The 18,565-nt window shown below is 44.6% G+C and carries 15 protein-coding genes; 7 read left to right on the top strand and 8 right to left on the bottom strand.

The window, feature by feature from the left end; genetic code table 11:
- The first annotated feature begins 11 nt into the window (after positions 1-11).
- From bla to L1D37_RS01875, 6 genes are all read left to right on the top strand, one after another.
- On the top strand, positions 12-875 hold the full coding sequence (gene bla, locus L1D37_RS01900) for a class A beta-lactamase (RefSeq protein WP_239846669.1): 864 nt from the start codon (positions 12-14) through the stop codon (positions 873-875).
- A gap of 191 nt (positions 876-1,066) precedes the next feature.
- Entirely contained in the window at positions 1,067-2,959 is a 1,893-nt protein-coding gene (locus L1D37_RS01895) for an extracellular solute-binding protein (protein WP_239846668.1), read from the top strand.
- Between the two features lie 12 nt (positions 2,960-2,971).
- Positions 2,972-4,060 (top strand): microcin C ABC transporter permease YejB, encoded by a 1,089-nt coding sequence (locus tag L1D37_RS01890; protein WP_239846667.1) that lies wholly within the window; start codon positions 2,972-2,974, stop codon positions 4,058-4,060.
- A 31-nt stretch (positions 4,061-4,091) separates the two neighbouring features.
- Positions 4,092-5,114 (top strand): ABC transporter permease, encoded by a 1,023-nt coding sequence (locus L1D37_RS01885; protein WP_048608646.1) that lies wholly within the window; start codon positions 4,092-4,094, stop codon positions 5,112-5,114.
- A gap of 9 nt (positions 5,115-5,123) precedes the next feature.
- Entirely contained in the window at positions 5,124-6,746 is a 1,623-nt protein-coding gene (gene yejF / locus L1D37_RS01880) for a microcin C ABC transporter ATP-binding protein YejF (RefSeq protein WP_239846666.1), read from the top strand.
- Positions 6,747-6,863: 117 nt separating this feature from the next.
- Positions 6,864-7,421, top strand: coding sequence for an RNA-binding S4 domain-containing protein (locus tag L1D37_RS01875; RefSeq protein WP_239846665.1), 558 nt, complete (start codon positions 6,864-6,866; stop codon positions 7,419-7,421).
- Positions 7,422-7,523: 102 nt separating this feature from the next.
- Here L1D37_RS01875 and L1D37_RS01870 read toward each other — a convergent pair whose 3' ends face one another.
- The 8 genes from L1D37_RS01870 to L1D37_RS01835 form a co-directional block, all read right to left on the bottom strand.
- A complete protein-coding gene (locus L1D37_RS01870; RefSeq protein WP_176679835.1) occupies positions 7,524-9,257 on the bottom strand; it encodes a sodium/solute symporter in 1,734 nt (577 codons plus the stop codon).
- Positions 9,250-10,245 (bottom strand): ester cyclase, encoded by a 996-nt coding sequence (locus L1D37_RS01865; protein WP_239846664.1) that lies wholly within the window; start codon positions 10,243-10,245, stop codon positions 9,250-9,252. Before L1D37_RS01865 ends, L1D37_RS01870 begins: the two co-directional genes overlap by 8 nt.
- A 17-nt stretch (positions 10,246-10,262) precedes the next feature.
- Positions 10,263-11,237 carry a nuclear transport factor 2 family protein gene (locus L1D37_RS01860; RefSeq protein WP_239846663.1) on the bottom strand — a complete coding sequence of 325 codons (975 nt, stop codon included), beginning with the start codon at positions 11,235-11,237 and terminating at the stop codon, positions 10,263-10,265.
- 512 nt (positions 11,238-11,749) lie between these two features.
- Positions 11,750-13,030 (bottom strand): TRAP transporter large permease, encoded by a 1,281-nt coding sequence (locus tag L1D37_RS01855; protein ID WP_239846662.1) that lies wholly within the window; start codon positions 13,028-13,030, stop codon positions 11,750-11,752.
- Positions 13,027-13,590 (bottom strand): TRAP transporter small permease, encoded by a 564-nt coding sequence (locus L1D37_RS01850; protein ID WP_008217103.1) that lies wholly within the window; start codon positions 13,588-13,590, stop codon positions 13,027-13,029. Before L1D37_RS01850 ends, L1D37_RS01855 begins: the two co-directional genes overlap by 4 nt.
- Before the next feature lie 162 nt (positions 13,591-13,752).
- On the bottom strand, positions 13,753-14,748 hold the full coding sequence (locus L1D37_RS01845) for a TRAP transporter substrate-binding protein (RefSeq protein WP_239846661.1): 996 nt from the start codon (positions 14,746-14,748) through the stop codon (positions 13,753-13,755).
- 314 nt (positions 14,749-15,062) lie between these two features.
- Positions 15,063-16,028: a substrate-binding domain-containing protein gene (locus L1D37_RS01840; protein WP_239846660.1), complete on the bottom strand. Its 966-nt coding sequence runs from the start codon at positions 16,026-16,028 to the stop codon at positions 15,063-15,065.
- 152 nt (positions 16,029-16,180) lie between these two features.
- Complete coding sequence (locus tag L1D37_RS01835) at positions 16,181-16,930, bottom strand: aldolase/citrate lyase family protein (RefSeq protein WP_239846659.1); 750 nt, start codon at positions 16,928-16,930, stop codon at positions 16,181-16,183.
- Positions 16,931-17,271: 341 nt separating this feature from the next.
- On the opposite strand from L1D37_RS01835, the gene hisD reads away from it, so the two are divergent.
- Complete coding sequence (gene hisD / locus L1D37_RS01830; RefSeq protein ID WP_017631601.1) at positions 17,272-18,564, top strand: histidinol dehydrogenase; 1,293 nt, start codon at positions 17,272-17,274, stop codon at positions 18,562-18,564.
- The last annotated feature ends 1 nt before the right edge of the window (position 18,565 follow it).

The raw sequence follows: 18,565 nt of genomic DNA, 5'->3' as shown, positions 1-18,565 counted from the left end.
TGGTTTCAACAATGAAAAAATACACTTCACTTGCTCTTATGTTATTGAGTGCTCTTTTCTCCGCGTCATCATGGAGTCATTCCCTTGAGGCTCAATCTATTGCGCAAATCGAATCTCGTGTCTCGGCGCGAATTGGTGTCGCAGTGTATGACTCCGCGACTGAGCAAACATGGAGTTATAAGGGTGACGAACGTTTTCCAATGATGAGTACCTTTAAAACTTTAGCGTGCGCGAATCTTCTTTATGACCATGAGAATGAAGGGTTAGATTTAGAGTCTAAGGTTGAGGTTAAATCTGATGAGCTTATCGCTTGGTCTCCGCTGACTAAAGCGTTTGTCGGTAAAGAAATCTCACTCAGAGACGCATGTGCCGCCACCATGGCAATGAGCGACAACATGGCCGCTAATATTGTGTTAGCTAGTACTGGTGGGCCTAACGGATTAACCGAGTTTTTGCGTGCTATTGGAGACAGCAAAACGCGCCTTGATCATATCGAACCCGATTTGAACCATGCTCGTCCGGGCGATGAGCGTGACACCACGACACCAAACACTATGGTGAAAACGTTAAATGAATTGGTGTATGGCAACGTGCTATCAGAAGAATCTAAAGCTCAGCTCAAGACTTGGATGATGGATAACAAAGTCTCTGATGGGATGATACGTTCGATTCTGCCTGATGGTTGGAAGATTGCGGATAGATCAGGTGCGGGCGCTTATGGCTCACGCGCTATCACGGCTATCGTGTGGAGTGAAACTCGCGCTACGTTGATTATCAGTATCTCTCTTACAGAAACAGAACTAACCATTCCAGAGCGTGACACGGTGATTAATGAAATTGGTGAACTTATCTTTGATGAGTACCACGTTCGGTAGTTAGGGCGCGTCGTATTTCTTTAGACTGAACCCGAGTAATTTGTAAATAAACCGTCAGAGATGAAGTGCTGATGGTTTTATTAGTTATTACATGATGTTAGATTTGAACCTATACTTGTTTTAACGGTGTGCATTCAAAGCCGATTAATCAAGTTGAATATCGAATTCATAACATTTGAAGGGAGAGTCAAATGGGAACAGTTTTCCGAAGCAAAGCCTCGCAGCGCACTCAGTTTTTCAGGTTAAATTTAACTTCATGTGCAGTCATGCTGCCGCTTATTGCTCTATATCCCTCCGTTACACATGCCTCTGATACCGAAACTCCTGCCGTTACCGTTATTGAAACCACTCAACTGGTTGGTTTTGGTGAAGCAAAATATCCAGTCGATTTCACTCACTTTGATTACGTTAATCCTGATGCGCCAAAGTTAGGTAAAGTAACCTATGGCAGCATTGGCACCTACGATAGCTTTAATCGATTCGGTTCTCGCGGCGTTGCGGCAAGTTACACGGGTGAGATTTACGATACCTTGATGTTTTCTCCGAGCGACGAGATTGATGCGTATTATCCATTGATCGCCTCAAAGGTTCGCTACGCCAGTGATTTCACATGGATGGAAATCGATATCAATCCAAAAGCCAGATTCAATGATGGCGAGCCTATTACGGCTCATGATGTGGCATTCACCTTTAATAAGTTTTCAACCGAGGGTGTGCCTCAATATCGTGTGTATTACAAAGAAATTAAGTCAGTTACCGCTGTATCTGATTTAGTGGTTCGTATTGAGATGGAGAAGCCAAACCGTGAGAAGTTGTTTAGCTTTGCCCAAAGCACTCGTGTATTGCCAGAGCATTATTGGAAAGATAAGAAGCTGTCTGAACCTCTAAGTGAGCCGCCGGTAGGCAGTGGCCCTTATAAGATCATCAGCTATAAATCGGGTCAAAGCGTGACTTACGGTTTAGATGAAAATTACTGGGCAGCCGACCTGCCTGTTAACGTCGGTCGTAATAACTTCAAGGAAGTGCAATACGATTACTACCGTGACGACACTGTAATGCTAGAAGCCTTCAAAGCAGGGGAGTTCGATCTGCGAACAGAGAACTCAGCTAAGTTCTGGGCCAACTCTTACACAGGCGCAAACTTCGACAAAGGCTACATCATCAAAGAAGAGATCAACCATGAGAAGCCAGAAACGACTCAAGGTTTTGTCTTTAACATTCAATCTCCTGTGTTCTCAGATCCAAAGGTTCGTGAAGCGTTAACCTACGCGATGGACTTTGAATGGATGAACAAGAACATGTTCTATGGTCAGTACAAGCGCACGCGTAGTTACTTCCAAAACACCGACTATGAAGCGAAAGGTTTACCAAGCGAAGCTGAAGTTGAGCTGCTGTCTCAATACAAAGACCAAATTCCACCGAGAGTCTTTACTGAAGAGTTCCAACCACCAGTCACCGATGGTAGCGGTCGTATTCGTAGCCAAATGCGTACAGCTTTCAAACTATTGAAGGAAGCTGGTTGGGTGCTGAAAGACAAGGTCATGACCAACGAAAAGACTGGCAAGCCGCTGTCATTTGAGTTGTTGATTTACAGTCCAACCACAGAGCGTATCGCAACGCCTGTTCAGAAGAACTTGAAGCGCATGGGTATCGAGATGAAGATCCGTACCATCGATACGACTCAGTACATCAAGCGTCTTCGTGATCGTGACTTCGACATGGTGTCTTCGTCATTTTCAGCAAACCCTTATCCTAGCCCGAACTTAATGATTGTTTGGAACTCTAACTACATTGATTCTACTTACAATACTGCAGGTGTGATGGATCCAGTGGTTGACGCATTAACAGAACAAATCGCGAGCAACCAACAGAATCCAGAAAAGCTTCTGACTTTAGGTCGTTCACTAGACCGAGTATTGCAATGGAATTTCTACAACATCCCTCAATGGCACGTTGGTGAATATCGCGTTGCAATGTGGGACAAGTTTGAGCGTCCAGATGTATTACCTAAATACGATTTAGGTATCGATACATGGTGGATTTCAGAAGAGAAGGCGGCATTGCTTCCTGAAAAACGTCGCTAGGAGTTAGTTAGCATGGCCGCGTATATATTTCGGCGTTTACTGTTGGTGATCCCCACGCTGTGGGCGATCATCACCATCAACTTTTTCATTATTCAGATCGCCCCTGGTGGCCCGGTAGAGCAAGCTGTTGCTCAATTGGAAGGCCACAATTCTGGCATCATGGAGCGTTTTTCCGGTGGTGGACAAGAAGTTGATTTAAGCGAAAGTGACCAAGCATCTGCCAGTGGCTATAAAGGCTCGCGCGGGCTGGATCCAGAAGTGGTAGAAGAGATCAAAAAGCAGTTTGGTTTTGATAAACCGATTCACGTTCGCTACTTCGATATGTTGAAAAATTACGCGACCTTTAACTTTGGTGAAAGCCTGTTTAAGGGCGGTAACGTGATTGATTTAATCATTGAGCGTTTACCTGTCTCCATCTCCTTAGGGTTGTGGAGTACGTTAATCATCTATGTGATTTCGATACCCTTAGGCATTATGAAGGCGATACATCACGGCTCTCGCTTTGATATTTGGTCGAGCGCGGTGGTGATTGTTGGCTATGCGGTGCCGGGCTTCCTGTTTGCGATTATCCTGATTATTTTGTTCGCGAGTGGTAACTACTTCAGTTGGTTCCCATTGCGTGGGTTAGTGTCGAGTAACTTCGACCAGCTCAATTGGTATCAGCAAGTTGGCGACTACTTCTGGCACTTAGCGTTGCCTATTTTTGCTATGGTTATCGGTGGATTCGCCACGCTCAGCATGCTGACCAAAAACTCCTTCCTTGATGAAATCAATAAGCAATATGTGGTGACGGCGAGAGCGAAAGGCTTGGACGAGAGCAGTATTCTTTATAAGCACGTTTTCCGTAACGCCATGCTGATCATTATTGCCGGTTTCCCAAGCGCATTTATTAGTATTTTCTTCACGGGTTCTATGTTGATTGAAGTGATGTTTTCACTCGAAGGTATTGGTCTACTTGGCTTTGAATCGACCATTCAACGTGACTATCCCGTGGTGTTCAGCTCTCTCTATATCATGACCTTGCTTGGCTTGGTGCTGAGCATTATCTCCGACCTGACGTATACCTGGGTTGATCCTCGAATTGATTTTGAAGCGCGTTAATGGCGAACGAATAACAAGGTATTGATAATAAATGTTTAACAACCCTTTAGCTGAAGCTCGTTGGTTACGTTTTAAAGCAAACAAGCGTGGTTTTATCTCTCTTTGGATATTTACCATCTTGTTTGGCTTGAGCCTGTTCGCTGAAATCATTGCCAACGATAAGCCACTCTTGGTTTCTTATGATAATCAGTGGTTTGTGCCTGTTATCAATGAATACGCCGAGACCGAATTTGGTGGTGAGTTTGAAACTGAAGCCGATTACAAAGACCCGTATGTTATTGAGCTCATCGAAGACAGCGGTTACATCGTGTGGCCAATCATTCCGTTTAGCTACGACACGATAAACTTCGATATTTCAGGTGCGGTGCCATCTGAACCTGATTCTGTGAATTGGCTCGGAACCGATGATAAAGGGCGAGATGTATTAGCTCGTATCATTTATGGGTTCCGTATTTCCGTTCTATTTGGTTTTATTCTGACGATTGTATCGAGCGTGATCGGGGTCGTCGTCGGGGCAACACAAGGCTACTACGGTGGCTGGGTTGATTTGTTCGGACAACGCTTCATTGAGGTGTGGTCTGGTATGCCGACCCTGTTTTTGTTGATCATTCTGTCGAGTTTTATAGAGCCGAACTTCTGGTGGCTGCTCGGAATTATGGTGCTATTCAGTTGGATGAGTTTAGTCGGCATCGTGCGAGCGGAATTCTTACGCTGTCGAAACTTCGATTATGTGCGCGCCGCGCAGGCCATGGGTGTTGATGATAAACGCATTATGCTTCGTCACATGCTACCCAACGCGATGGTTGCATCACTAACCATGATGCCGTTTATTCTTTCTGGCTCAGTGACCACGTTAACTTCATTAGACTTCTTGGGCTTTGGTCTTCCCGCAGGCTCGCCTTCGTTAGGCGAACTGTTGGCGCAAGGTAAAGCAAACTTACAAGCGCCTTGGCTTGGTATCTCTGCTTTCGTCGTGCTTTCACTGATGCTTACGTTACTTGTCTTCGTTGGTGAAGCGGTACGTGATGCCTTCGACCCACATCAACAGAAGTAAGGATAGGTTATGACTTCAAATACAACGCCTGCTTCTCCAGTTTTGACCATAGATAAATTGTCTGTCGGTTTCGGGCGAAAAAACTCGATAGAACAAGTGACACAAGATGTCTCTTTAGAAATATACAAAGGCGAAACGCTCGCGCTGGTAGGCGAGAGTGGTTCCGGTAAATCGGTCACGGCTAACTCGATTTTAAAACTGTTACCGAAAGGCTCGTCTCATTACTTAAACGGTAAGATCAATTTCTCTGGCACCGATATTCTGAGTTGTTCTGAAAGGCAACTGCGTGGGATTCGTGGCGGCCGTATCGGCATGATCTTCCAAGAGCCTATGGTTTCGCTGAATCCGCTTCATCGAATTGGCAAACAGCTTGTTGAAACCCTCGCGATTCACCGAGGTATGCGAACCAACAAAGCGCGAGCCTTGGCGATAGAGTGGCTTTCAAAGGTGGGTATTCGCTACCCCGAGCAAAAGATTTCAGCGTACCCACATGAGTTATCTGGTGGCGAACGTCAGCGTGTGATGATTGCGATGGCACTTATCAATGAACCAGAGCTACTTATTGCTGATGAGCCGACAACCGCATTAGATGTATCGGTACAAGCGCAGATCCTTGATCTTCTAAAAGATCTGCAACAAGAGCTGGGCATGGCGATGCTGTTTATCACCCATGACTTAAGCATCGTTCGTAAGATTGCTGACAGAGTGGCGGTAATGAAAGACGGCCGCTTGGTTGAAAGCAACGACTGCAAAACGCTGTTTAACGCGCCTGCTCACCCTTACACTCAGAAACTCATCAATTCCGATCCAAAAGGTTTGCCTGTTCCCGTATCACCAGAAAGCAAACCTCTGCTTGATGTGAACCAACTGCGTGTTTGGTTCCCGATTACTGGTGGCTTATTCAAGCGTACTATTTCGCATGTTAAAGCCGTCACCGATATGGAGTTTACCTTGAAGAAGGGGCACTCTATCGGCCTAGTCGGTGAGAGTGGTTCGGGTAAATCGACAACGGGTATGGCGATTTTGAAGCTGGTGGAGAGTGAAGGTTCGATTACTTATTCGAGTGAACAGCTTCAAGGCTTAAACCGCCAACAGATGTTGCCGTTTCGAAGCCGTATGCAAGTTGTCTTTCAAGACCCGTTCTCGGCATTGAACCCAAGGATGTCGGTCGCGCAAGTGATCGGTGAAGGTTTACTGGTTCATCAACAATTGGATGAGCTTGAACTAGACCAACGCATCTGTGACGTTATGAAAGAGGTCGACCTAGACCCTGAAACTCGCCACCGTTACCCCAACGAATTTTCTGGCGGACAAAGGCAGCGTATCGCTATTGCACGTGCTCTGATTCTTAAGCCAGAGTTTATCTTACTCGATGAACCGACGTCTTCGTTAGACAGAACGGTACAAGCGCAGGTGTTGGATTTACTGAAGTCACTCCAAGAAAAGTACGACCTGACGTATCTGTTCATTAGCCATGATTTGAACGTCGTGAAGTCGCTGTGTCATTACACCATCGTGATGAAAGCAGGAGAGGTGATAGAGAAGGGCGATACTGAAACTTTGTTTGGTAATCCGCAGCATGAATACACTAAACAACTGGTTAGCCTATCGAATGTTGGTGGAGCTTTATAACGCAGAGAGTTTATTTAAAACAAATGGGCTCTGGTTGAATTCAACATGGTCATTTACTTGTTTTACGATTACACTGCGCCCAATATTTCAGAAGTACATATTTAAGTAGAGGTCACCATGGACCAAGAACATTACGAAGACGCTGATTATGAAGGTTATGAGCACGGTGAAGAAGGCGAAGAGATTGAAATCGAAGCCATTGGTATCGATGTTTCTTCTCAGCCAATCGAGCTCTACAAAGTGTTTAAGATTGCTAACCTAGTAAGCGGTGGCGGTGAAGCTAAGCACATTATTTCGGAAGGCTACGTAGCGGTAAATGGTGAGCTAGAAACGCGTAAGCGCCGCAAGATGTACGATGGTGATTTTTTCGAATTCAACCAAGAATACTATGTAGTGGTGTGTGATCAGCCAGTACAAGAAGAATCAGAAAATCCGAAAAAGAAAGAAGCGCCTAAACAAAATAACAAGGCGAAGAAAGGCCAATCTAAAAAGGGTTCAAGTAAGAAAGAATCACAGCGCAGCACTGCAGATATGCTAAGCGCTAAAGCTGAACCTAAGAAAGAGAAAAAAGAGAAAAAAGAGAAGAAGAAAGAAAACAAGCCGAAAAAGAAAGCGGATACGCCTAAGCCAACCCGTGATGATAAAAGCGGCCGTAACTCTATCGAATTCTTCTAAGACTGAAGCAACGTTAGATCTTGGTTTACTTTGAATATACATCAAAAGGCTCACTATTTAGTGAGCCTTTTTTGTTGGAGCTAGCTTAATTTGAGGATAACTCTAGCTGGTTTGTTCTACTTCATTTGACGTCTTAGATCGCTTGAATGAGTAAATCATATAACCAATGATACTTGCAGCAACAATAACCGAACAGACACGAATAAAGTTAATCAACATTGGTGCGTTCTCAATGAACTCGTTAATTCCCCAAAGTAGAACGAGCGAGAATACAAACATGACGAGTAGTCCCCAACAAGGCGCATCGACTTTACCCGGAACAACATACCAACCATCTTCTTTGATCGGCTTGTTCAAGCGTGCATATTCTGCTTGCTGACCTTTGACTGTATAAAGGTGCATTTCTGTTTGTTTGCCAGTTAGCAGCAAGCTTGCAGCGTAGGCGACAATCGCATTGACGAAAACACCGATGACACAGTACCAAGGCCAAGCAATATCAGTCGCAACCGCAACATACCAAATCGCAACGAAGCTTGCTGCGACACCAATTAACAGTCCCTTTTCTGTAATATGTTTAGAGTAGAAACCAAGCACGAACATACAGAAGTTTGCACCTACAAAATAGGAACCCGCTTTACTCAATATTTCTAAAACTGAGCCTGTGCTGGTTGCAAACATGAAGGCAGGAATGATGATACATAGCGCCCACATAACCGTGAAGAAACGCGATACTTTGAGGTAATGCTCCTCTGACTCGTTTTTCTTGTAGAAGCGTTTATAGAAGTCAGTAACAGAGACGGTAGCCATAGAGTTAAAAGCGGAGTCTAGGCTCGACATACTTGCAGCAAGAATAGCTGCGGCGATGATTCCCATCAGCCCTGGCATACCATATTCGCTGGCATAGTGAAGGATAATGGTGTTGCCATTCTCAAACTCTTTACCATCGTAGTAAGCGTTAAATAACACGCCCAACAGAATGAATACGAAGTAGATGAAGAAAGCAACGTAACCCATCATTAGCATCGCTTTTTTCGCATCACCCATGCTTTTCGCCGCCATGCAGCGTTGAACCATCATTTGGTTACCGCCATACACCGTAGTGTGGAACATTGTCATTGCGATAACGCCAGCCCATACGGTGGTCACTTGGCTTAAATCTAAATTGGTTTGCAACGCATTGGTCATGCCTTGTGACTTAAGATCTTGCATCACTTCAGTCATTGGTTGTGGCATGCCATTCCAAACGGCTTCGATGATGATAAATGCACCAAGAAACAGAATGACCGCTTGAATAACATCTGTCCAAATAACGGCGGCAATTCCTCCCATTACCGTATAGATCAGCGCAATAACAGTGACAATGACGATGCAGTAGGTAACGTCGATACCGGTAATGAACTCGAGGATTAACGAGGTCGCATATAAGACTGCAGCTGAGCTTATCGCCTGTTTAATCAAGAAAATCAAAGACAGAGTGATACGCGAGGCTTTACCAAAGCGTCGTTCTTGATATTCATAAATTGAGGTTAGACCGTTGTTATAGAAAAACGGCATAAACACAGCAACGATAAAGAAAATAACCAAAGGGTAGTTTAGGTGGATAGCGATCACCGACAAGCCTTCTTTGTAAGACCAAGCCGGCCCACCCAAGAAAGACATCGCACTGACATAGGTACACACAACAGAGATACCAATGGCCCACCATGGAATATTTCTATCACCTAACGCAAATTGGTTAGCGGAAGTCACACGTCTACCAACCAGTGCACCCATAACTAAAGTCAGGACGATATAGGTACCAAGAATTGTCCAGTTTAAAGCGCCAAACTCATACATGCTCACGTCCTTTTAATTGTTCTTCCATTTGCTCAAACAGATCGTAGCCAAGCTGTTTTAAGATGTGTGCGATATCGATAGCGACCCAGTTCTCCTTGAGTAGTTCGCCTTCTCGTCGCCAGATATCCATAACGCGAAGCTCGATGTGCTTGCCAGTAGGTGCTAATCCTAACCAGCCACTGGTGCCAGTATGTGTACCGTGCATGTGTGGCCAACCGCCTGTGGATACGTAGTCATTTTTGGACAAAATATTGAGCTCTATATCGACACTTCGATCAGGGAAGGCAAAGACAAATGGTCCTTGATGGTGGTCGCGGAAGCCTTGGATACCACGAGTCGTACCAATACCAGCCGGTCCGTACCACATAAAGTCATCATGCCAGTAGTTTTCTAGAACCATTGAATCAAGGCGTTTACCATCAAATCGACCTAAGCAACCCAACATGTCTAGCACTAGCTTTTGGCTTTTCTCGCTCTCTTCCGCTGCGATGCTACCTGTCTGTATTCCGTCTTGAGTCGCCGGGGCAGGGACTAATCCAGCATGGCCTAGGCTCTTGCGTAACGGATTTACGCCAGCCTGGTTCATTACATCAACAAAATCAGGGATTAGATAGGATTCAATAATTTGACCATCTTGGGTGCAAACCATTTCGGTGTAGCGCAAGTAGAGTGTTTTTCCTGTTGCTGGGATACCAAACAACGGTTTTGCAAATGTGCCGACAAAATAACCCGTAGAGTTTACCCAAGTGCGGCCTTCGTATTCACCTTGCATAATGATTGAAGGACGTCGTTCAACATCAGGTAGCGAGTTTATTAGCGGCAATAGAAACACTTGCTCAGTCGCATCGACACCAGAGACGTCGTTAATCGGATGAGCGACACACCATTTAACGTCAGCATTTAGCATCTCGTGGACTACTTGAGTCCGTTCGGATGAGTGAGCGTTAAAATAGGATTTGTAGAAATTTTCTATCAAGCTGTTCAACATAATACTTCCTTATATAGTTAACCGATTTGGATGAGAATCTGTTTCCAGACAGCACTTTCATCAAGTAGCGTAAACTCTCTGCGTAGACCCCAAGGTCCAAACTCTGCATGGCTGATTCCCATGATGTAAACGCCTTTTCCTGTAGGCTTGCCAAACATACCGTAGCCTTCATGCTTGCCTTGTAGCGACCAGCGAATAGCCGCACGTGGTGACATCATTTCGTCATTGCGACCAATACGGTGGTGAATTTTGAATTCTGCGTTCGGAAATGAAGAGCGCAGTGACATCCAAAACTGGTCGATCTCGTTATGAGAGAGCGCAGTTTGACCACCCGTATATTCACCGATACAAGCCCGGTCATATTCTTTTGGTATTACTGAGAACTCAGCACTCATCACGCGGCGCAGTATGTCTTCATAGCGCTGACCGTATTCATTGTCGTTTCCTACACCAAGGTAAGGGCCTTGTGTGTCGACTTGGGGAGTAAAAGGGAAGGGGCATTGTTCTACGCCACCTTCCATTTCAATTTGTTGACGAGCGTACTCTTCTGACGTCATACCTAGTTGGTTTGAAATCGCAGCGATGTCTCGGATCATCCACTCGTCATCAATTTGGTTATTAATGGCATGGCAGTCAGCGATAATTCGAAACTTAAGCGTTTTGTTCGTTGCTTTACCAAATACACCATCATTAGTGTGAGTGGCTGTAGAAATGATTCGATGCGATGAAAGCATGCCTTGTTCAGGAGTCCCTGACCAAATGACGTCTTCACCCAATAAGGTACGGTTCGGAAACTCGGCTAGCGTACCCATGGTCGCGCTGATGACCTTTTTGTTACCCTTTGTGATGGAGAGTGGTGTACGGACGATAATGTCAGGTGAGTAATAGTTATGTAGGGTACTCAGACCTCGATCTTCCCAAATTTCTTTAGTGATACCTAATATGTAATCTGGAAAATCTTGCCATTTAGAATCAAAGCCAACCATAGCCATTAATCACCTCCTGATGCGTCATAAAATTAGTTATTGGATTTTTTTGGTTACGTATCCAATATTGCCTTTTGTTATCGATGTGTCAATGAGGTGTTTTGTATATGTTTCTTTATTGTGGGTTTGATCTGTTTTTTAACAACTCTCAAAATGCGGTTCTCTGTAAGATAATTGAGTGATGGTTCAGTGTTTTTCGAGTGTATATGAACAAGATGATTAGGTTTGAATGTAGTGAAAATGCACATAAGTTATTGTATTTATAGATATTGCAGGTAGTTTGGTGAGGTGGGTTTTAAATCGGAGAATACTCTGTGACGATTTGTTATATCGAAGTCATGATGAGAAAAAATTTAGAGTAATGATTCTTATACGATGGGATTTCACTCAGATTGTTAATTTTTTGTTTGTATTTGTTTAATTGGAAATGGATTCGCATGCAACGATAAATTTGGGAATGGTTGGATTGAAAAAGCCACTCAAAGATGAATATTGAGTGGCTTTGTTCATGGGGACGCTTAAGACAATAACTCTGGAAGATACAATGATATCGCTGGCACAAAGGTAATGATCATCAAAGCGACGAGCATGGCACCAATCCAGCCTAGAATCTCTCGAGATAAGGATTCAATCGGCACATTACCCACCTGACTGGCCATAAATAAGTTGGCGCCGAGTGGGGGAGTAACAAACCCGATGGCTAGGTTCACTATCATCACGATGCCGAAGTGAATTGGGTCCATTCCTAATGCGGTCACGATAGGCAGCAGGATTGGAGTTAAGATAACAATCGCCGCTAATGTCTCCATGAATGTACCGACGATGAGCAGGAGCGCAGTGATACATAGCAAGATGAGCAGTTTATTTTCCGTAATAGAGAGAATGAACTGTGCGATTTCCGTTGGCAGGCGTTCAAGCGTTAGGATTCGACCAAAGGTGACCGAAGCGCCGACAATCACAAGTACAGCACCTACCAATAACGAAGATTCTAAAATGATCTTCACGACCTTTTTGTAATCCAGCTCTTTGTAGACAAACATACCGAAAAACAAGCCGTATAACACACCAATCGCAGCAGATTCAGTTGGCGTGAATATACCAGAGTAGATACCACCAAGAATGATTACGGGTAATAGCATTGCCCAAATTGCTTCTTTGAGTGCTGCCAGTCGTTCAGGCCATGTTGCTTTCTTATCGTTACCTTTGTAGCCGCGGATTTTAGATACGATCAAGCAATAACCTATAAGTACCAAGCCAACTACAAGTCCAGGTACGATACCTGCCATGAACATTTTAGTTACGGAGACTTCGGCAGTAATGGCGTACACGATCATCACAACAGACGGTGGAATAATTACCCCGATACCGCCAGAAGAAGCGATCAGTGCACCGGCAAAGCTTCGGTCGTAGCCTTTTTTAACCATAGACGGGATCATGGTTAAGCCAATCGCCGCAACGGTTGCAGAACCAGTACCAGAGATGGAAGCAAAGAACATACATGCAACGATCGCCACAATCCCTAAGCCACCAGTGAAGTGTCCAAAGAAGACTTCAGCAACATGCAAAAGGCGTTTTGATATACCGCCTTGGCTCATTAGGTTACCGGCCAATGTGAAGAGTACAACAGCCAATAGAGGGAAAGAGTCCAGGCCTGTCACTAAGCCCTGTACTAAAAACTCAACGTTTAAAAAAGGCAAACTCAATATAGCGAGCATGCTGGCGCCAGCGAGGGCAATACCAACGGGAACACCAATGAGAAGCAGTAATCCGAAACTACCAAATAACAAAGCAGAGGTCATAAGCTTAGCTCCAACAAACGGTTAGATGTGCGGTGTTTTGCCTTCAAATGGCGGTAACGGTGTTGCGTGAGTCGAACAGGTTTTGGTGAATAAGCAATGACTGAGATACGTTTGTTGATGCTGACTACCAAGCGTATGGAACTTAATACCGCACACACCAGAACAGATGCATACAAGCAAGCAATAGGGATTTCCATCGCTGGAGCGATTTGACCCAGTTTCAAGCTTCGACCAATCACTTTGAAGCCAAACCAAGCTACGGTGCAGCTGAAGGCAAGGTAGATAAGATCAGAGAGAATCAAACTGTAGTGAGTGAGATTTCCAGGTAGTTTGTCGATGAACAGACGAATACGAATATGTCGGTCATCGCGAATGCAATAGCTGATGCTCAAGTACATCGCCCAAACGAAAAGGTAGCGGGCGAGTTCTTCAGCCCAAGCGATTGAGGCATCGAATAGACGCAATGCTATCTGTAAACAGAGTAGAGCAGTCATCAGCGAGATAGAAAGTACGATCAGTGTTGGTTCGAAGTATCGGTCGAACAGGCGAAACCATTTCATACGTAACTCCAAAGAGTGTTGAAAAGGGCATTGAATGCCGATGAATACACGACAGCTCAGACCTAGGGCATTGTTTGTAGAGTGCCCTGAGATCTGAGGTAACGATTGTTAGATCGTTAAAACGGTTTGTCGGTAAAAGGTGATAGATGACAAAGGTACGAACTACAGATGTTCGATCTCTGTAATCACGCTGTCGAATAGCGCTTCACCGGTTTTACTGCGCAGTTCTTGGTAAACCGCTGCATTCATTTTCTCTTTCATCTGAGCACGAACGTCAGTAGGTACGACGTTCACTGTCATGCCTTTTGCTTCAAGTTCTTTAATGACTTCTTGGTTCTGCTTTGCCGCGAGATCACGCTGTACCGCGATGGTTTCTTGGCTTACTTGATTGATAAGCGCTTGTTGATCGCTTGGTAGAGAGTCCCAGAACTCTTTATTCATGAACAACACGTAGTTGGTGTAGATGTGATTGGTGAGCGACAGGTACTCTTGAGCTTCGTAAAAACGCTCTGCATAGATGGAGTAAACTGCACTTTCTTGTGAATTGATTAAGCCTTGCTGTAGCGAAGTGAAGATCTCACCCCAAGAGAGTGGTGTAGGCGCTGTGCCCACTGACTTCCAAGCACTGATTTGCGTAGGGTTTGACGCTGAACGAATTTTTAAACTATTAAGATCTTCAATACTTTCGATAGGTTGCTTGTTGTTAGTGATACTACGAAAACCAACCTCCATGAAACCTAAGCCGTGGAAGCCTTTCGACTCCATTGACGTAAGAAGTGGTTTGCCGATCTTGTCGCTGTCCAATGCCTTGTGTGCTTGTGCTTCATCTTCAAATAGGTAGAAAACATCAAGTACGTTGAACTCAGGTACGTAAGGTGACAGCAACACCGATGCACCAAAGGTCATCTGTAAGTTGCCTTGCTGGACAAGCTCTGTGGTTTCACGAACATCACCGAGCTGTCGAGCTGGGTAGATCTCCACTTCAAGTTCGCCATTAGAGCGAGCTTCAAGCTCTTGTTCAAAGTGCAACATTGCTTTATGTACGGGTGAAGTTTCTTGGCTATCGTGAGCAAGACGAATCACATTGCTTGCAAACGTATTCATGCTAGATAGGGTTAAGCCGAGGGCAGTTATCGAGGTAAAGATTGCGCGTTTCATTGTTCTTCCTTTTTCATCACATGACTTTTTATGTGCATTCATTAGAGTCATGTTGGTCAGTGGGTTTTTATTCCGCACTTCATATCCTTATTTTGCATACGAATCCAAAATATAAACACACAACTAACAAGTCAATAACAAATCCATAAAAGTGATAAAGAAGTTAATTCGAATAGACGAAATTTTAGGCGAGGTCACAGAAAGAAGCCCTAACATGATATTAGGGCTTCTACTCTAAACTGAATGACGTTTTGTTGATGGGAAAAAACAGCGAATCTAATAAGTTGGAAATGGGACTAAGTTGGCCAAACCTTTTATGAACTTACTGATGTACTGCCTCGTTCCACTATAATTCCGGGTTCTAATAAGTAAGTCCCCTTGGCATCGGTATTTTCATTGATACGTTGCATCAAGTCTCCCACAGCACTCTGTACTATCTTGTCTACTGGTTGCGCAATAGTCGTAAGATCGTAACTCGGCCAAGAGGCCATTGGGATATCATCCACGCCCATGACGGCAAAGTCTTTCGGGATATGGCAACCAAGCTTTCGCAGGCCGTCCATGACACCCATGGCAAGGATATCATTGGCACAGAAAACGGCGTCAGGTTTTGATGTGTGTTCCATCAGCTCTTTTGCTGCCTCTAATCCAGCCTCAAAACTGTATTTTGCATTGATGAAGATAGGGGAAGCTGCTTCACGTGTTTTTACGGTTTCAGAGAAGCCTAACCAACGCTTGTCACTAGTCATGGAGCCTGCGTCACCACTGACATAAGCCAGCTGTTTGTAGCCTTTATCAAGTAAATAATCTGCTGCTTGCGTGCCAGCTTGCTGGTTGTCTAGGCCAGCGCTGTTGGCATTGATACCTTCGGTATAGCGGTTGATGAGGCTTAAGTGAACACCAAACTTTTCACATTGTGCAAACGCACGAGAGGTCAGGCGGCTGGTGGCGATGATCAAGCCATCAACCTGATACTCAATTGCACGTGAAATGGCGAGATCCAAGTCGTCTTTGTCGATAGGGCAAAGGACAACTTGACCGCCGCGCTTTTGAATTTCCATCGCGAGTGCTCGAGATTGCAAGTCGTACATTGGGTTTGATTCGCTATCAAGTGCGATAGCCACTAACCCTGAACGATTGGAAATAAGACTGCGGGCGATCGCATTTGGCGTGTAGCCAAGCTTGGTCGCGGCATCCATAACCATTTTACGCTTCTTCTCACTAATGCTCGCTGTCGGACTGAATGCCCGAGAAACAGTAGACTGAGAAACGCCAAGCATTTTGGCAACATCAATAGAGGTAACTTTCGCTTTTATGGTGAATCTCCTTATATCGCGATAAATCCAAGCGCCACCTTGATTAGGTCAACAGACCCTAATGAGCAAGGTTTGATAATTACAATACGTGTAACATTTGAAATCACAAAGAAAAATTATGATTTCATGACGGCTTGCTCATTTCGAAAGCCATCAATGATCATTTTGTGTTCAGAACCGACGCAAAAGAAGTTAACGCCGAGCTCTTTCCAGTGACGAGCCGCTTGAGCATTTGCGACAAACATTCCCACAGGCTTGTTAACCTGTTGAGCTGCTTTGATTATTTTTATGCTCGCTTCTCGCACGCATTCATCATTCACACTTTCAGCACCGTAAGACACAGCTAAATCTACTTGGCCAATGAACAGGGCATTAATGCCTTCCACTTTTGCGATTGATTCAGCATTTACCACACCTTCTGGGTCTTCAATTTGCGCAATTACGACTGTGTCGCTTTTGCTGTCTTTCAAGTGACTTGCCATTGGTTTGGTTGCGTATTTTGCTGCGCGGCTTGAGCCTGCATAGCCTCGGCCACCTTCACCATAATGGGACATCTTCACCAGTTTTTCTGCTTGATCGGCGCTGCATACGTGAGGGATCTGGATTCCTGTCGCACCGCAATCTAACGCATTCAAAATGGTCGACGGCTGGCTATCTTGAACTCGAACCACGCAAGGGAGTTGATTCGCGCGCGCAGCAAGAATACAGCTATCCAGTGTCGATCTATCAAAAGGGGCGTGTTCTGCGTCTAGCACAATGAAAGGGAGTTCCGCCAACGCAAGCACTTCAATGATGTGTGGGTGAGGGGTTTTTACAAAAGTCCCAAGTAGCTCGGTGTTGTTCAGTGTGTTCTTAAAGTTATCCATTACTTTTTATTCTCCATTACTTTTCGTTCGCTTTTGCAAAGGTATGCAAAACTTAACATGTGTTGTTGTAAAAAAAGAGTGAAAACAATGTGATCAATGCAACATAAATTGATTGTATTTTAATCCGCCAGGTATCGTATCTGGCCGTTTGTGAATAATTTTTATATTTAAAACAATAAGTTGTATTTGATTTTTCAAGTCGAGAAATGAATTTGCCAAGTGTTAAAAAAATGTTTATGTTTATTTTGCATTCGTATCCAAAAGTATACAAAACAAAAAATAAACTCTGTTAAAACTACACATAAGCAAACACTAGGCATACGCCACAAGGAGAATTAAGCATGGCTCGCATTCTAAAACACGGAATCACTGAAGAAGCATCAGCATCAAACAACGCGCAAGTACGTCAAACGGTTGAGAACATTCTTTCTGACATCGAAAAGAAAGGTGACAGTGCAGTACGTGAGCTTTCAGAAAAATTTGATAACTGGTCTCCGGAGCAGTTTCGCTTAACAGATGACCAAATTCAGGCATGTGTGGACGCATTGGACGAATCTACTAAGCACGACATTGAATTTGCACAAACACAAGTTCGCAACTTCGCTCAGATCCAACGTGACTCAATGCATGATGTAGAAGTAGAAACTATGCCAGGTGTTGTTCTGGGCCACAAAAACGTGCCAGTAAACAGTGTTGGTTGTTACATCCCAGGTGGTAAATACCCATTGGTTGCATCAGCGCACATGAGTGTTCTTACTGCGAAAGTGGCTGGCGTGAAGCGTGTTATTGCTTGTGCTCCTCCTTTTAATGGCCAACCAAATGTGGCGATTGTAGCGGCAATGGCGATGGCGGGTGCGGATGAGATTTACTGTTTTGGTGGCGTACAAGCGGTGGGTGCGATGGCGCTTGGTACAGAAACGATTGCTCCAGTAGATATGATCGTTGGCCCGGGTAACGCATTTGTTGCAGAGGCAAAACGTCAGCTGTTTGGTCGTGTTGGTATCGATTTGTTTGCTGGCCCAACAGAGACGCTTGTGATTGCAGACGAAGAGGGATGTGATCCTGAATTAGCCGCAGCGGACTTACTTGGTCAAGCTGAGCACGGTTACAACTCTCCTGCGGTACTGCTAACCAATAGCGAAACTTTTGCTAAAGAGACAGTAAAAGAAATTGAGCGTCAGCTAACGATTCTTCCTACTGCTGAAGTAGCTGGTAAAGCTTGGGAAAACTACGGCCAGGTTATTGTTTGTGATAGCTACGAAGAGATGGTTGAAGTAGCAGATGACATTGCTTCTGAACACGTCCAAGTAATGACAAAAGATCCTAAGTACTTCCTAGATAACATGACTAACTACGGCGCATTGTTCTTAGGTCGTGAGACGAACGTTTCTTACGGCGATAAATGTATCGGTACTAACCATACACTGCCAACAAACAAAGCAGCACGCTACACCGGTGGTCTGTGGGTTGGTAAATTCATTAAAACATGTACTTACCAGCGCGTAACTGAAGCGGCTTCGCTAAAAGTCGGTGAGTACTGTTCACGTCTATGTGCACTAGAAGGTTTCGCTGGCCACAAAGAGCAAGCAGACATTCGTGTTCGTCGCTACAAAGAAAAATCGGTAGAGGCATAAC

Source organism: Vibrio sp. Isolate33 (assembly GCF_022397895.1).
In the GTDB taxonomy this organism is placed as follows: Bacteria; Pseudomonadota; Gammaproteobacteria; order Enterobacterales; family Vibrionaceae; genus Vibrio; species Vibrio pomeroyi.
This window is presented reverse-complemented; position numbering and strand designations above follow the sequence as displayed.

What these genes read in the sequence shown, in the direction of transcription:
- bla (WP_239846669.1), top strand. Translation starts at nt 12, where the DNA reads ATGAAAAAATACACTTCACTTGCTCTTATGTTATTGAGTGCTCTTTTC.
- L1D37_RS01895 (WP_239846668.1), top strand. Translation starts at nt 1,067, where the DNA reads ATGGGAACAGTTTTCCGAAGCAAAGCCTCGCAGCGCACTCAGTTTTTC.
- L1D37_RS01890 (WP_239846667.1), top strand. Translation starts at nt 2,972, where the DNA reads ATGGCCGCGTATATATTTCGGCGTTTACTGTTGGTGATCCCCACGCTG.
- L1D37_RS01885 (WP_048608646.1), top strand. Translation starts at nt 4,092, where the DNA reads ATGTTTAACAACCCTTTAGCTGAAGCTCGTTGGTTACGTTTTAAAGCA.
- yejF (WP_239846666.1), top strand. Translation starts at nt 5,124, where the DNA reads ATGACTTCAAATACAACGCCTGCTTCTCCAGTTTTGACCATAGATAAA.
- L1D37_RS01875 (WP_239846665.1), top strand. Translation starts at nt 6,864, where the DNA reads ATGGACCAAGAACATTACGAAGACGCTGATTATGAAGGTTATGAGCAC.
- L1D37_RS01870 (WP_176679835.1), bottom strand. Translation starts at nt 9,257, where the DNA reads ATGTATGAGTTTGGCGCTTTAAACTGGACAATTCTTGGTACCTATATC.
- L1D37_RS01865 (WP_239846664.1), bottom strand. Translation starts at nt 10,245, where the DNA reads ATGTTGAACAGCTTGATAGAAAATTTCTACAAATCCTATTTTAACGCT.
- L1D37_RS01860 (WP_239846663.1), bottom strand. Translation starts at nt 11,237, where the DNA reads ATGGCTATGGTTGGCTTTGATTCTAAATGGCAAGATTTTCCAGATTAC.
- L1D37_RS01855 (WP_239846662.1), bottom strand. Translation starts at nt 13,030, where the DNA reads ATGACCTCTGCTTTGTTATTTGGTAGTTTCGGATTACTGCTTCTCATT.
- L1D37_RS01850 (WP_008217103.1), bottom strand. Translation starts at nt 13,590, where the DNA reads ATGAAATGGTTTCGCCTGTTCGACCGATACTTCGAACCAACACTGATC.
- L1D37_RS01845 (WP_239846661.1), bottom strand. Translation starts at nt 14,748, where the DNA reads ATGAAACGCGCAATCTTTACCTCGATAACTGCCCTCGGCTTAACCCTA.
- L1D37_RS01840 (WP_239846660.1), bottom strand. Translation starts at nt 16,028, where the DNA reads ATGCTTGGCGTTTCTCAGTCTACTGTTTCTCGGGCATTCAGTCCGACA.
- L1D37_RS01835 (WP_239846659.1), bottom strand. Translation starts at nt 16,930, where the DNA reads ATGGATAACTTTAAGAACACACTGAACAACACCGAGCTACTTGGGACT.
- hisD (WP_017631601.1), top strand. Translation starts at nt 17,272, where the DNA reads ATGGCTCGCATTCTAAAACACGGAATCACTGAAGAAGCATCAGCATCA.